The organism is Nocardia sp. NPDC005978 (genome assembly GCF_040614455.1).
In the GTDB taxonomy this organism is placed as follows: Bacteria; Actinomycetota; Actinomycetes; order Mycobacteriales; family Mycobacteriaceae; genus Nocardia.
Map to the genome: position 1 here is coordinate 1 of NZ_JBEXUS010000015.1, position 14,418 is coordinate 14,418.

13 protein-coding genes are annotated in these 14,418 nt (G+C 68.4%); 10 read left to right on the plus strand and 3 right to left on the minus strand.

Annotation, left to right across the window (positions count from 1 at the left end; all coding sequences use genetic code 11):
* The 3 genes from ABZ319_RS09520 to ABZ319_RS09530 all read left to right on the plus strand — a co-directional run.
* On the plus strand, positions 1–1,754 hold a 1,754-nt coding region (locus ABZ319_RS09520; RefSeq protein ID WP_354985896.1), incomplete at its 5' end, for an alpha/beta fold hydrolase.
* A gap of 102 nt (positions 1,755–1,856) precedes the next feature.
* Complete coding sequence (locus ABZ319_RS09525; RefSeq protein ID WP_354985897.1) at positions 1,857–2,072, plus strand: MbtH family NRPS accessory protein; 216 nt, start codon at positions 1,857–1,859, stop codon at positions 2,070–2,072.
* Between the two features lie 749 nt (positions 2,073–2,821).
* Positions 2,822–3,037 carry a hypothetical protein gene (locus tag ABZ319_RS09530; protein WP_354985898.1) on the plus strand — a complete coding sequence of 72 codons (216 nt, stop codon included), beginning with the start codon at positions 2,822–2,824 and terminating at the stop codon, positions 3,035–3,037.
* A gap of 62 nt (positions 3,038–3,099) precedes the next feature.
* Here ABZ319_RS09530 and ABZ319_RS09535 read toward each other — a convergent pair whose 3' ends face one another.
* Positions 3,100–4,317 carry a TetR family transcriptional regulator gene (locus ABZ319_RS09535; protein WP_354985899.1) on the minus strand — a complete coding sequence of 406 codons (1,218 nt, stop codon included), beginning with the start codon at positions 4,315–4,317 and terminating at the stop codon, positions 3,100–3,102.
* Between the two features lie 204 nt (positions 4,318–4,521).
* On the opposite strand from ABZ319_RS09535, the gene ABZ319_RS09540 reads away from it, so the two are divergent.
* Positions 4,522–4,965, plus strand: a complete 444-nt coding sequence (locus ABZ319_RS09540) for an SRPBCC family protein (RefSeq protein ID WP_354985900.1) — start codon at positions 4,522–4,524, stop codon at positions 4,963–4,965.
* A gap of 82 nt (positions 4,966–5,047) precedes the next feature.
* Here the strand turns inward: ABZ319_RS09540 and ABZ319_RS09545 are convergent, their stop codons facing one another.
* The gene (locus ABZ319_RS09545; protein WP_354985901.1) at positions 5,048–5,638 is read right to left on the minus strand and encodes a TetR/AcrR family transcriptional regulator; all 591 of its coding nucleotides are present in this window, start codon (positions 5,636–5,638) and stop codon (positions 5,048–5,050) included.
* 111 nt (positions 5,639–5,749) lie between these two features.
* Here ABZ319_RS09545 and ABZ319_RS09550 point away from each other — a divergent pair, with 111 nt between their 5' ends.
* From ABZ319_RS09550 to ABZ319_RS09575, 6 genes are read left to right on the plus strand one after another with little or no spacing between them, the layout of a single operon-like run.
* Positions 5,750–7,336 (plus strand): carboxyl transferase domain-containing protein, encoded by a 1,587-nt coding sequence (locus ABZ319_RS09550; RefSeq protein WP_354985902.1) that lies wholly within the window; start codon positions 5,750–5,752, stop codon positions 7,334–7,336.
* A gap of 5 nt (positions 7,337–7,341) precedes the next feature.
* Entirely contained in the window at positions 7,342–9,357 is a 2,016-nt protein-coding gene (locus ABZ319_RS09555) for an acetyl/propionyl/methylcrotonyl-CoA carboxylase subunit alpha (RefSeq protein ID WP_354985903.1), read from the plus strand.
* Positions 9,354–10,514 carry an acyl-CoA dehydrogenase family protein gene (locus ABZ319_RS09560; protein ID WP_354985904.1) on the plus strand — a complete coding sequence of 387 codons (1,161 nt, stop codon included), beginning with the start codon at positions 9,354–9,356 and terminating at the stop codon, positions 10,512–10,514. Before ABZ319_RS09555 ends, ABZ319_RS09560 begins: the two co-directional genes overlap by 4 nt.
* The gene (locus ABZ319_RS09565; RefSeq protein ID WP_354985905.1) at positions 10,511–10,999 is read left to right on the plus strand and encodes a MaoC family dehydratase; all 489 of its coding nucleotides are present in this window, start codon (positions 10,511–10,513) and stop codon (positions 10,997–10,999) included. Before ABZ319_RS09560 ends, ABZ319_RS09565 begins: the two co-directional genes overlap by 4 nt.
* A complete protein-coding gene (locus tag ABZ319_RS09570) occupies positions 10,996–11,820 on the plus strand; it encodes a CoA ester lyase (RefSeq protein WP_354985906.1) in 825 nt (274 codons plus the stop codon). Before ABZ319_RS09565 ends, ABZ319_RS09570 begins: the two co-directional genes overlap by 4 nt.
* Before the next feature lie 25 nt (positions 11,821–11,845).
* On the plus strand, positions 11,846–13,786 hold the full coding sequence (locus ABZ319_RS09575; RefSeq protein ID WP_354985907.1) for an acetoacetate--CoA ligase: 1,941 nt from the start codon (positions 11,846–11,848) through the stop codon (positions 13,784–13,786).
* 11 nt (positions 13,787–13,797) lie between these two features.
* On the opposite strand, the gene ABZ319_RS09580 is transcribed toward ABZ319_RS09575, so the two are convergent.
* Positions 13,798–14,223, minus strand: coding sequence for a DUF4254 domain-containing protein (locus ABZ319_RS09580; protein ID WP_354985908.1), 426 nt, complete (start codon positions 14,221–14,223; stop codon positions 13,798–13,800).
* Positions 14,224–14,418: the final 195 nt, after the last annotated feature.

Genomic DNA, 14,418 nt, shown 5'->3' on the forward strand with positions numbered 1-14,418 from the left:
TCGGCGAGGCGCTGCCCGCCGCGGTGGCCCAGCGCTTCCGGCGGGCACATCCGCGCGCGGCGCTGTTCAACCTGTACGGCCCGACCGAGGCCGCGGTCTCGATCACCAATCACCATGTGACCGGGGCGGATCGGGTGTCGGTGCCGATCGGCTCGCCGGAGTGGAACAGCCGGGTCTACGTGCTGGACGCGCGCTTGCGCCCGGTCCCGGCCGGGGTGTCCGGTGAGTTGTACCTGGCCGGTGCGCAGCTGGCGCGCGGTTACTTCGGCCGGGCCGACCTGACCTCGGATCGCTTCGTGGCCAACCCGTTCGAACCGGGGCAGCGCATGTACCGCACCGGCGACCTGGTGGCCTGGCGGACCGACGGCGAGCTGGAGTACCGGGGCCGCACCGACTTCCAGGTGAAGATCCGCGGTTTCCGCATCGAGCTCGGCGAGATCGAGGCGGCGCTGCTGGCACAGCCCGAGATCACCCGGGCCGCGGTGCTGGCCAAGTCGGACGGCGCGGCCGGATCCGATCGCCTGGTGGCGTACGTGGTCGGCGCGACCGAGCAGGACATCGAGCTCGATCCGGCTCGCGTCCGCGCGGCGCTGGCCGAGCGCCTGCCGTCGTACATGGTGCCGTCCGCGTTCGTGGTGCTCGAGGAACTGCCGCTCAACGCCAACGGCAAGCTGGACCGTCCCGCGCTGCCCGAGCCCGAATTCGCGCCCCGCGAATTCCGGGCCCCGGCCGCGGAGCTGGAGGTCGCGGTGTGCGCGGTCTTCGCCGAGGTGCTGGACCGGGATCCGGTCGGGCTCGACGACAACTTCTTCGAGCTCGGCGGCAACTCGCTGATCGCGGTGCGCCTGGCGGCCGAACTGGGCGCCGCCCTGGGACGCAAGATCCCGGTGGTGCTGCTGTTCACCGCTCCGACCCCGGCCGACATCGTCGCCGAATTGTCCAGGAGCACCGGGGATCTCGACGCCGGCGCGGCGTTCGAGGTGTTGTTGCCGCTGCGTCCGCAGGGCGCGGGCGCGCCGCTGTTCTGCATCCATCCGGTGGGCGGTGTCGCCTGGTCCTTCGCCGCGCTGGCCGCCGAGCTGGACGAGGACCGGCCCATCTACGGTCTGCAGTCCCCGACGCTGGGATCGGATGCGCCGCTGCCGGATTCGATCGAGAGCTGGGCTCGCCGGTACGTCGAGGAGATCCGCGCGGTGCAGCCGGAGGGCCCGTACCACCTGCTGGGCTGGTCGCTGGGCGGCGTGCTCGCGCACGCCATGGCGGTCCAGTTGCAGGAGCAGGGTCAGGAGGTCGCGACGCTGGCCATGCTGGACAGCTCGCTGGAAGCGGACGTGCAGGGGCCGGTGCGGCTGCCGGTCGCCGAACTGCTCGGCGGACTGCTCGGTGCGGACTCCGGCGCGGAGTCGGCCGAGCCGGACCCGGTGGCACTGGCCGAACGCCTGTCGGCGCTGCCGGAGCCGTTCGCCTCGGTCACCGCCGAGCGGGTGGAGCGCATCATCGACTCGGGTCTGGCCTCGCTGGGCCTGATCGGCGCCTACGAGCCCCGCAGCTTCAAGGGCAGCCTGCTCTACTTCGCCGCGGCCCTGGACGATCCGAGCGGCGCGCTCGGGGTCTCGGGCTGGCGCGATGTCATCGACGGCATCGTGCACAGCTACGCGGTCGAGGCCACGCACTGGCAGATGGCCTCGCCCGAGGCCCTGGCGCGCGTCGCCCGGGTGCTCAATGCCCTGCGCAGGCAGGTGGATCACCGGTAATTCCACAGTTCGAAGATTCAGGTGCGTCGAACTGACGCCTGATGTACATTCTGAAATGCATCGTTTTCACAGCTTGCTGTGTCGGTGAAGAAAGGCAGTTCGTTGAGCAATCCCTTCGATGATGAGAACGCTCAGTTCTATGTTTTGGTGAACGAGGAGGCCCAGCACTCGCTGTGGCCGGTCTTCGCCGCCATTCCGAGCGGATGGACCATCGCCTTCGGACCCGCACGGCGCGCGGACTCCCTGGAATACGTGGAGTCGCACTGGACCGACATGCGGCCGGCCTCGCTCGTCGAAGCGATGTCGGAATCCGAATAACAACGATTGAAAGGAGACGTCATGGAAGGCGTCGACATCACCGCCGTGCTGGCTCAGATCCTGACGTTCCTCGGAACGGGCTCGAAAATCGGGTACGACCCGAAGCTGGCCTGATCCAGTCCCCTTCTAGAACCTCTGTGCTGTAAAGGAATAACCACATGGACCTCGGAAGCGCCGGCTTCACCAGCCTCCTGCAGGCTATCGCCCACCTGATCAGCTCGGGCTCGGATCTGTCCGTCACCCCGGGCACCCCGCCCGTGACCCCGCCCGTCGTCTAGGCCTCGTCATGACCGGCAGTGCTGTAGACAATTTCCTCGGCGTACTGGCGAAGATGCTGGGTACCGGCTCTACGTTCGAGATCCCGCCGATCACCTTCCCCGCGAACTAGTCGTTCGCGCCGGTCCGATCCCGCGCTCGGGCCGAACCGTCGGGTCAAAGCTTCCAGCCGCCAGGGCATTCCGCCCTGGCGGCTAGGTTCGTTGGCGGGTGACGCCCCGATTTCCCTGGGTAACCGGACGATTCGGACATGGCAATGCGTCCGTCGCCGAAAATTGTTGCGGCGAATCGCCGCAACTCTCGGACAATGTGCAACTCGCCCAGCGCGCTTACTTAGGGGGCGAATGATTGGCAAATATATTGAAGTGGTAGTTGAGCTGTAACCACCGCGAAAGTGCTTGTAGGCGCTGCGGTGTATCTCTTCGCGCACTCGCTGGCCGTTAGCTACGAAGTGGGAAGGAAGAGCAGTGGGGATGAACAGCATGAGCCACGACGAAATGCTCGAGCCGAGCGCCGTAGGTCTGTACTGGGACCGCGACGGTGACATCTGGCAGCGCGAGGACGCCGGTTGGCGACTGATTCTGCAAAGCGGCGTTGCCGTGGACCCGATCTCACTCTGGGATTGGGATAATGGACATGTGTGCGATTACGCGCCCTTCACTCCCGTGTCGGTACTCGCGGCCACTTGAGTTTCCCGGATCGCGGCGCCGCCTGATCGGCTCGAGCCGATCGGGCGGGCGTCACCGCGGCCTCAGGCCCGCCGGCCCGGCACCGCGCCGAAGAGGGTGACCTCCATGAGCCGAATCACGCGCTCCTGCGGGCACACTCGCTGATCGTCACCGAAGACCCGCCCCAGATCGACCACCAGGCCGAATCCGGCGTGCACCAGGATCCTGGCCTCGCCGTCGGACAGTTCGGGCCGGACCGCCACCAGCAGGCGCACCCATTCGGCCACGATGAGCCGCTGGACGTTGCGCAGCATGGTGCGCTCCTCGGCCGAGACGTGCCCGAACTCCGCGTAGTAGACGAAGGTCAGCTCGCGCTCGGCGAAGGAACCCGCGACGTAGAGGTCCACGAGTTTGGTCAGCGCCTCGGCGGGCCCGGCCGAGGAGGCCACCGCGGGGCCGATGGCGCCGGACACCCGATCGGCCGCGCGCCGGAACGCCGCGGCCAGCAGATCGCCCTTGCTGCGGTAGTAGCGGTACACCGCCGAGGCCGCGGACAGATCGGCCGCCGAGGCGATGTCCTCCACGCTCACATTCGGATAACCCCGCTGGTGGAAGAGCTCGACCGCCTTCTTCAGCAGCAGTTCGTGCTTGAACGACTGTGGAATCTCGGTCGCGCGCGGCGCGCTGGTGGTGATGCCGGGCGGCGGCAGTTCCGCGGTCACCAGGGACAGCGCCGTCGAATGCAGCAGCGCGCTCAGCGGTTTCACCGGCAGCGCGGCGTGATGATCCCCGATGCTGCTGACCACGCTGAAGACCGCGACCGCCCGGACCGCGCAGTCGGCGTCGTCGAGATCGGGCCGTATGTCGGCGATGAGCCCGCGCAGGGTGGACAGCGCCGCGGCGAACTGCTCGGCCAGCGTCCGATGATCGGTCTCGTCGAGGTAGCGCTGTTCCCAGCGCACCAGCGTGACGGTGGCGCGGTTGCCGACGGTTTCGGCGATGACCCGGTCCAGTACGACGCTCAGGCGTTCGAGCGGGGTCAGCTCGCCGGTGTCCGGCGGCGGGGTGACCGAATCGACGGTGAGTTGCCCGAGCCGCAGCAACTCCTCGCGGAACAGCGCGTACTTGCTCGGATAGTGCCGATACAGCGCGGCGGAGGAGATCCCCAGGCGTGCGGCGATGTCCTCCATGCTGACCCCGTGATAGCCGAGCGAGCCGAAGGCGGCCGCCGAGGTGGCGGCGATCTGGGCACGCCGATTCTTCGGGCGGCGGCGAATAACGCGCTGCTCCTCGACATTCATATCGGCAATGGTAGTCACCAGGTCTTTTGCAGCCCTGCCGGGTTCGGCCCGACGGCCCCGCCGTGGCCCGCTCGGCAGCGAAAGACCAAGGCGCTCACCCGAATCGAGCCGCCGGATTCGAGTATTCGCAGCGTTTCCTTCGCGGCCGGGCCCCCGGATCCCCTAGGCTGCCCAGAGATCCGAGCAGAGCAGAACGGAGCCGGCATGCGCACGGTCGATGTTGAGCGCACCCTCCGAGCCCCCCTGCCCGACGTTTTCGACTGGATGACCGACGCCACCAATTTCCAGCGCGTCCCGATGTGCCGCCGCGTCACCCTGGTCCGTCCCGGCAACACCAACGGTCACGGCGTCGGCGCGGTGCGTCTCATCGTCACCCCCCTCATCCGTCTCACCGAGGAGATAGTCGAGTACAACCCACCCGAACTCGTGCGCTACCGGCTCCTGAAATCGGTTCCGCCCCTGCGACATCAGGAAGGCTTCATCGCTTTCAAGGCCGTCCCGCACGGCACCCAGGTCCGCTGGTTCTCGACCTTCGAGATAGCGTCGCCGATCCTGCCCGGCCTCTGGACCGCGATGTTCCTGCCGGTCATCCGCACGGGCTTCCACATGGTCCTGCGCACGGCCGAGAGCGAACTCCGCGGTATCTGAGCCGGGCCGGCCGTGTGCGGCGGCAAGGAGCGTTCCGGTGTTCTGCTTCAGCGCATTTCGCGGCGACGCGGGTGGACGCCGCCTATGGCCGCAGCGCGGCCGAGGCCATGCGGCGCAGGATCGGCCGCGCGCGGGTCGCCGGCGGCGCGCTGTGCGGGGTGGAGTTCATCAGGCCGAAAGTGGCGTGGGCCTGGACGCGTGCGGTCGCCTCGGGCAGTTCGGGGTGCAGGTCGCGCAGGACGGCGACCCAGACCTCGACGTACTGGCGCTGGGTGCGGCGTACCTGGCGGCGCGCGCCCTCGGGCAGATTCTCGAGATCGCGATCCTGGATGCGGATCAGCTCGGGCTCCCCGAGGGTGAAGTCGAGGTGGAAGTCGATGAGGGCGTCCAGGGCCGCGGCGGGGGAGTCCGCTGCCGCCGACACCGCGCGGCCGCCCTCCAGCAGGCGCTGACTGATGCCGACCAGGAGTTCGACGAGCAGGGCCTCCTTGTTGGGGAAGTGCCGATAGACCGCCGGCCCGCTGATGCCGGCCGCCGCGCCCAGATCGTCGAGCCGCATGCCGAGGAACCCGCGATCCGCGATCAGGCGCGCGCCCGCCTCCAGCAATTGCTGTCTGCGCTGTGCCTTGAGCTGTTCGCGACGCGTCGGGGCGACGGTATCGCTGCTGGTCACCGCTGCTCCCTTCGCCGGTCCTGGACAACTCAGTTAGTGAAGATTATCTTATTTTCGAGTTAGTGGGGATTAACCGAGCGTCAGGATCAACCCCGTGGAGAGGTACAGCGCATGACGGTCACCGAACAAGTGCGAACCGGTAATCGGGCCGCGCATCTCGCGCTGGTGCGAGAACTGCGGGAACGGCTGGCGGTCAGCGCGCTGGGCGGACCCGAGAAGTCCCGTGAACGCCACCTGGCCCGCGGCAAGCTGCTGCCCCGCCAGCGCGTGGACCAGCTGCTGGATCCGGGATCGCCCTTCCTGGAGCTCTCGCCGCTCGCGGCCAACGGTCTCTACGACGACGAATGCCCGGGTGCGGGCGTCATCGGCGGCATCGGCCGCGTCGCCGGGCGCGAATGCGTGATCATCGCCAACGACGCCACGGTCAAGGGCGGCACCTACTACCCGATGACGGTGAAGAAGCACCTGCGCGCGCAGGAGATCGCGCTGCAGAACAACCTGCCGTGCATCTACCTGGTCGACTCCGGCGGCGCGTTCCTGCCCCGCCAGGACGAGGTCTTCCCCGACCGCGAGCACTTCGGCCGCATCTTCTTCAACCAGGCGAACATGAGCGCCAAGGGCATCGCGCAGATCTCGGCGGTCATGGGCTCGTGCACCGCGGGCGGCGCGTACGTCCCGGCCATGAGCGACGAGACCGTCATCGTGCGCGATCAGGCCACCATCTTCCTGGGCGGCCCGCCGCTGGTGAAGGCCGCCACCGGCGAGGTGGTCACCGCCGAGGAACTCGGCGGCGGTGATCTGCACGCGCGCACCTCCGGCGTGGTCGACCATCTGGCGGACAGCGATCAGGACGCGCTGCGCATCGTGCGCAACATCATCGCCACCCTGGGCCCGAAGACCCCCGTGCCGTGGGACGTGGCGCCCACCGTGGATCCCATCGCACCCCAGGACGAGCTGTACGACGTGGTGCCGGTGGACCTGCGCACCCCGTACGACGTGCGCGAGGTCATCACCCGCGTGGTCGACGGCGGCGAATTCACCGAATTCAAAGCCGAATACGGCCGCACCCTGGTCACCGGCTTCGCGCGCATCCACGGCCATCCGGTCGGCATCGTCGCCAACAACGGCGTGCTGTTCGCCGAATCCGCCATGAAGGGCGCGCATTTCATCGAACTGTGCGACCAGCGCAAGATCCCGCTGCTGTTCCTGCAGAACATCACCGGCTTCATGGTCGGCCGCGACTACGAGGCCGGCGGCATCGCCAAGCACGGCGCGAAGATGGTCACCGCCGTCGCGTGCGCGCGAGTGCCGAAGCTGACCGTGGTCATCGGCGGCTCCTACGGAGCGGGCAACTACTCCATGTGCGGGCGCGCGTATTCCCCGCGCTTCCTGTGGATGTGGCCCAACGCCCGTATCTCGGTCATGGGCGGCGAGCAGGCCGCCTCCGTGCTGGCCACCGTGCGCGGCGACCAGCTCGACGGCAACGGCAAGCCCTGGTCGGAGGCGGATCAGGAGGCCTTCAAGGCCCCCATCCGCGATCAGTACGAGGCGCAGGGCAATCCCTACTACTCCACCGCGCGCCTCTGGGACGACGGCGTCATCGACCCCGCGGATACCAGAACCATTGTCGGCCTGGCGCTTTCGGCGTGTGCGCAAGCACCGCTGGAAGACGTCTCCTACGGCGTCTTCCGGATGTGATCGAGATGATGAACAAAGCCCACCCCGTCGGGTTCGACACGGTGCTGGTCGCCAATCGCGGCGAGATCGCGGTCCGCGTCATTCGCACGCTGCGCACCATGGGAATTCGCTCGGTCGCGGTGTACAGCGACGCCGACGCCGATGCCCGCCACGTGCACGAGGCCGATGTTGCCGTGCGCCTGGGCCCGGCCGCGGCCCGCGAGTCGTACCTGGACATCGCCAAGGTCGTCGACGCCGCCGTGCGCTCGGGCGCGCAGGGCGTGCACCCCGGATACGGCTTCCTGTCCGAGAATTCGGCCTTCGCGGCCGCGCTGGACGAGGCGGGCATCGCCTTCCTCGGACCGCCCGCGCGCGCCATCGAGGTCATGGGCGACAAGATCGCCGCCAAGAACGCCGTCGCGGCCTACGGCGTGCCGGTGGTGCCGGGTATCGCCCGCCCGGGCCTGACGGACGACGAATTGATCGCCGCCGCAACCGATATCGGCTACCCGGTGCTGGTCAAGCCGTCCGCGGGCGGTGGCGGCAAGGGCATGCGCCGCGTCGACGACCCGGCCCTGCTCCCGGACGCGCTGATCAGCGCCCGCCGCGAAGCCGGCGCGGCCTTCGGTGACGACACCCTGTTCCTGGAGCGATTCGTCAACCGCCCCAGGCATATCGAGGTGCAGATCCTGGCCGACGAGTTCGGCCACGTGCTGCACCTGGGCGAACGCGAATGCAGTCTGCAGCGCCGCCACCAGAAGGTGATCGAGGAGGCCCCGTCCCCGCTGCTGGACGCCGAGACCCGGGCCCGCATCGGCGCCGCCGCCTGCAATACCGCGCGCAGCGTGGACTACGTGGGCGCGGGCACCGTCGAATTCATCGTCTCCGCCGACAATCCCGGTGAGTTCTTCTTCATGGAGATGAACACCCGCCTGCAGGTCGAGCACCCGGTCACCGAACTCGTCACCGGCGTGGACCTGGTGGAATGCCAGGTTCGGATCGCCGCCGGGCAGAAGCTGTCCGTGCAGCAGTCCGACATCCGCCTCACCGGCCACGCCGTCGAGGCGCGGGTGTACGCCGAGGATCCGGGCCGCGGCTTCCTGCCCACCGGCGGCACCGTGCTGGACCTGTCCGAGCCCGAAGGCGATGGCGTGCGCGTGGATTCGGGCCTGCGCGTGGGCACCGTGGTCGGCACCGACTACGACCCCATGCTCTCCAAGGTCATCGCCTACGCCCCCGACCGGACCCGGGCGCTGGCGAAACTCGATACCGCGCTGCGGAATACCCGCATCATGGGTGTGCGCGCCAATATCGACTTCCTGCGCTTCCTGATCGCCGACCCCGATGTCCGCGCCGGACATCTGGACACCGGTCTCCTGGACCGCCGCGCGGGCGACTTCACGCCCGCCCCGGTCACCGACGAGCAGTTCATCGCCGCGGCCGTCCGGCTGTGGCTGCGGCGCTGGCCGAGCACCCCGGGCGACCTGTGGGCGACCCCGACCGGCTGGCGGGTCGGCGCACCCGCGCCCACCACCTTCCGGCTGGTCGGCGGCGATCGCACCGAACACGTGCACCTCACCGGCGCCCCCGGCGACGCGCAGGTGTGGCTGGAGGACGGTGCGAAGCGTTCCCTCACCGCCACCTCGACGGACGGCGAGCTGATCCTCACCCTGGACGGTCTGCGCACCCGGGTGGGCGTCGCCGCGCTGGACGAACAGCTCTGGGTCGCCGACGCCACCGGCGTCGCGCTGCTGCGCGAGGTCGCCGAGGCCGATATCCGCAGTGCCGGAGCGCATGTGGGCGATGCCGAGATCACCAGCCCCATGCCCGGATCGGTCATCGCCACCCCGGTCGCCACCGGTGACGAGGTCGCCGCCGGAACCGCCGTCGTCGTGGTCGAAGCCATGAAGATGGAGCACGCGCTCACCGCTCCGGTCGCGGGCCGGGTCGAACTTCTCGTCGCACCGGGTGCGCAGGTCCGCCTGGATCAGCCGCTCGCCCGCATCATCACCGCCGAAAACCAGGAGCACACGCCCTCATGACCGACTTCCTGTCCACCGGCACGCTGCCGGACGAGTACCGCGAACTGGCCCTCACCGTGCGCGATTTCGCCAACCAGGTGGTGGCGCCGGTCGCCGCGAAGCACGATGCCGAGCACAGCTTCCCGTACGAAGTGATCGCGGGCATGGCGGACGTGGGCCTGTTCGGCCTGCCGTTCCCGGAGGAATTCGGCGGCATGGGCGGCGACTACTTCGCCCTGTGCCTGGCGCTCGAGGAACTCGGCAAGGTCGACCAGAGCGTGGCCATCACCCTGGAAGCCGGTGTCTCACTGGGCGCCATGCCGATCTACCGCTTCGGCAACGAGAAGCAGCAGCGGGAATGGCTGCCGCAGTTGACCTCCGGACGTGCCCTGGCCGCCTTCGGCCTCACCGAACCCGGCGCGGGCAGCGACGCGGGCGGCACCCGCACCACCGCGGTGCTGGACGGCGACACCTGGGTCATCAACGGCAGCAAGCAGTTCATCACCAACTCCGGCACCGACATCACCCGCCTGGTGACCGTCACCGCCGTCACCGGAACCACCGACGGCAAGAAGCAGATCTCCACCATCCTGGTCCCCACGGACACACCGGGATTCGTGGCCGAGCCCGCGTACAACAAGGTCGGCTGGAACGCCTCGGACACCCATCCGCTGAGCTTCACCGACGTCCGGGTGTCCGCGGAGAACCTGCTCGGCGAGCAGGGGCGCGGCTACGCCAACTTCCTGCGGATCCTGGACGAGGGCCGCATCGCCATCGCCGCCCTCTCGGTCGGCGCGGCCCAGGGCTGCGTGGACGAGAGCGTCAAGTACGCGAAGGAGCGCGAGGCGTTCGGCCGGCCGATCGGCAGCAACCAGGCCATCGCCTTCAAGATCGCCCGCATGGAGGTGCGCGCCCATATGGCCCGCACCGCCTACTACGACGCGGCCGCGCTCATGCTCTCGGGCAAGCCGTTCAAGAAGCAGGCGTCCATCGCCAAACTGGTCGCCAGCGAAGCCGCCATGGACAACGCCCGCGACGCCACCCAGATCTTCGGCGGCTACGGTTTCATGAACGACTACGCTGTGGCGCGGCACTATCGCGACAGCAAGATCCTGGAAATCGGTGAGGGCACCACGGAGGTGCAGTTGATGCTGATCGGGCGGGAGCTGGGCCTGTGACCGACAACGGGACCCGGCGGCGAGTCGTGCAGCGCGGATTGTGGTTCGAGGAATTCGAACTCGGCGTGGTGTACGAGCACCGGCCCGGGCGCACCATCACCGAGGCGGACAACGTCCTGTTCACCACGCTGACCATGAACACCCAGGCGCTGCATCTGGACGCGGCCTTCGCCGAGACCCAGGAGCCGTTCAACCAGCGCCTGGTGAACTCGATGTTCACGCTCTCGACCCTGGTCGGACTCTCCGTCGCGCAGCTCACCCAGGGCACCATCGTCGCCAATCTCGGTTTCTCCGACATCGCATTCCCGAAGCCGCTGTTCCACGGTGACACGCTGTACGCGGAAACCGAGATCGCGGACCTGCGGGAATCCAAGAGCAGGCCCGGGGAGGGCATCGTGACATTCGCGCACACCGGACGCAATCAACACGGGGACGTGGTGGCCACCGCCCATCGCAAGACGCTCGTGCGAAAGCGGCCGGCATGAGCTGGGACATGCCGGGACCGGCGTGGCTGTTCTGTCCCGCCGACCGGCCCGAGCGCTACGGCAAGGCCCTGGCCGCGGCCGATGTGGTGATCATCGACCTGGAGGACGGGGTCGCCGACATCGACAAGGCGGCCGCCCGCACCGCGCTCATCGAGCACCCGCAGGACCCCGAACGTACCGTTGTCCGGGTGAACGCGGCGGGCACGCTCGAGCACATGCTCGACCTGGATGCGCTGGCGCGCACCGACTATCGGCGCATCATGCTGCCCAAATGCGAATCGGCCGAACAGATCACCCAACTCGGGGACCACGAGGTCATCGCGCTGATCGAATCCCCGCTGGGTGCCATGGCGGTGGGCCGGGCGCTCATGGCGCGCAACGCCATCGGCGTGATGTGGGGCGCGGAGGATCTCATCGCGGCGCTGGGCGGCAACGCATCGCGGCACGCGGACGGGAGCTACCGGGACGTGTGCCGGCACGTGCGCTCGCAATCGCTGCTGGCGGCCAAGGCGTACGGCAAACTCGCGCTCGATTCGGTGTACCTGGACATCCCGGATCTGGACGGGCTGGCGGCGGAAGCGCAGGACGCGATCGCCATCGGTTTCGATGCCAAGGTCGCCATTCATCCGAGTCAGATACCGGTCATCCGCCGCGCCTACGCGCCCGCGCCCGCCGAGGTCGACTGGGCGCGCAGGCTACTGGCGGAAGTGCCGAATCAGCCCGGGGTCTTCACCTTCGAAGGCCGCATGGTGGACATGCCGGTCATCCGGCAGGCCGAGCGGATCGTGCAGCGGGCGCAGACCGCCGAATCCGCGTCGTAGGCAGCGCAGCGTAGGAGGATTGACGGTGGAACCACAGTGGGTGCCGAGCACGGCGGATATCGCCGGTGCGCGGGTCACCGATTTCGCGGATTTCGTGCGGCGGCGAACCGGGGTACAGGCGCCGGACTATCGATCGCTGTGGCAGTGGTCGGTCGCCGATCTGCCCGGTTTCTGGGGTGCGCTCTGGGACTACTTCGACGTCGGCGAGCGCGGGGACGAAGTGCTCGAATCGGCGGAAATGCCGGGCGCGCGGTGGTTTCCGGGCACCGAGCTGAACTACGCCGATCACGTGCTGCGCCGGGCGCGCACCGATCGGCCGGCCATTCTCGGAGTGGACGAGGACGGTAGCGTCACCGAACTGTCCTGGGCCGACATGATCGGTGCGACGGCGGCTTTCGCGGCGGTACTGCGTGAGCACGGCGTGACCGCCGGGGATCGCGTCGCGGGCTATCTGCCGAACATCCCGGAAGCGGTCATCGCGTTCCTCGCCACCGCGAGCATCGGCGCGGTGTGGAGCGCGTGCGGGCAGGACTACTCCGCCCAGGCCGCGCTGGATCGGCTCGGGCAGCTGGAGCCGAAGGTACTGATCACCGCGGACGGGTATCGATTCGGCGGGAAGACGCACGACAAGACCGCCGACATCGCGGCGCTGCGCGCGGGATTGCCGTCCCTGGCCGCCACGGTGGTGGTGTCGCGGTTCGGCGGAAACGTGCCGGATGCGCTGTCCTGGGCGGACATCGAGCGCGCGGGGGGTTCGGCGACGCTGGTCGCCGAACCCGTCGCCTTCGATCATCCGCTGTGGGTGCTGTTCTCCTCCGGCACCACCGGCAAGCCCAAGGGCATCGTGCACGGGCACGGCGGAGTCGTGCTCGAGCATCTGAAAGCGGTTGCGCTGCAGTCGGATATCGGTCCGGACGATACGTTCTTCTGGTACACCAGCCCGAGCTGGATGATGTGGAACTTCCAGGTCGCCGGACTCCTGGTGGGCGCGACCATCGTCTGCTACGACGGCAGTCCGTCGGCGCCCACCCCGGATGCGCTGTGGGCCATCGCGTCTCGCGTGGGAGCGACCGTCGTCGGCACCAGCCCCGGCTACGTGCTGGCGTGCGCGAAGGCCGGATCGGTGCCCCGCGCTGATCATGATCTGTCCGCGCTGCGCCTGGTCGGTATCACCGGATCATCGCTGCCGCCGTCCTCGTCACTGTGGTTGCGCGACAATGTCGGTGACCGCGTGCCGGTGGCCTCGATCAGCGGTGGCACCGACGTGGTGTCGGCCTTCATCGGTGGCGTGCGCACCGTTCCGGTGTGGCCCGGTGAACTCTCCGCACCGTATCTCGGTGTAGCCCTGGAGGCTTGGGACGAATCCGGCAAACCGGTGCACGGGGAGGTCGGGGAACTGGTGATCACCGCGCCCATGCCGTCCATGCCGGTGGCATTCTGGGACGACGCGGACGGATCCCGCTACCGCGACGCGTATTTCGACATGTACCCCGGCGTCTGGCGGCACGGCGATTGGATCACGCTCACCGAGCACGACAGCGTCATCGTGCACGGCCGCTCGGATTCCACCCTGAACCGGCACGGCATTCGCATGGGCAGCGCCGACATCTACCAGGCGGTGGAACGACTGCCCGAAATCGCCGAGGCCTTGGTCATCGGAGCGGAACAGCCCGACGGCGGCTACTGGATGCCGCTGTTCGTAACCCTGGCTCCCGGTGCGGAATTCACCGACGAGCTGAAATCCCGCATCAATGCCGCCATTCGCACCGAGGTCTCGCCCCGGCACGTGCCCGATCACATTCTCGAGGCCCCGGGCATCCCGCACACGCGCACGGGCAAGAAGCTCGAGGTACCCATCAAGAAGATCTTCCAGGGTGCGGATCCGGCGAAGGTGGTAGCGCCCACCGCGGTGGACGCTCCCGAACTCCTCGACTGGTACGCCACGCTGCGCCCGCCGGCGAAGTAGCCGCCGCGGACTCAGTGTGTACCGGGTAACCGGCGGCGGCCGGTGCAGACTTCCGAGGCCAAATCCTCGTAGCCCACGGCCAATTCGGCGAGGTTCTCCCAGACTATGGCGAGATCCTTGCCGGTGGCGTGTGCCAGTGCGGCATAGGCGCTGGCGGTCAATTGCGCCAGCCGATCGATGACGGCCCCCATGGTTTCGGTGTGCACCCTGGCCGCGCCGTGCGAGGGCGGTAATTGCGCCGTCACCCAGCAGTCGATGACTCGCACCAAATCGGTTCGCATCAGCTCCAATTCGGCTAGATGCTCCGGAAGCGCGGCTAATCGCCGTTCGTGGATCTCGGTGAGATCGTGGGCAGCGCGTAGCACCGGGTGGCCGGGGGAGTGGGTGCCTCGGCAGGCGCGAAGCACCTGGGTCTTGCTCGGAAGTGTGTCCGTCATTGTGACGACTCCTCTACCGCGAACTGCGAATTCCGAAAAGACTAACCAGTGGATGTGACGGGAACATGACCTGCTTTCCAACAGGGAGATGTTGTTGTGGTGAGGACGAACCGGCGATTAACACCCCCGAAATCCACCGCTCGATGACGCCCGCGGTTCGACCCCGGCCTGCGTCGCCGCCAGGCGGCAGGCGCG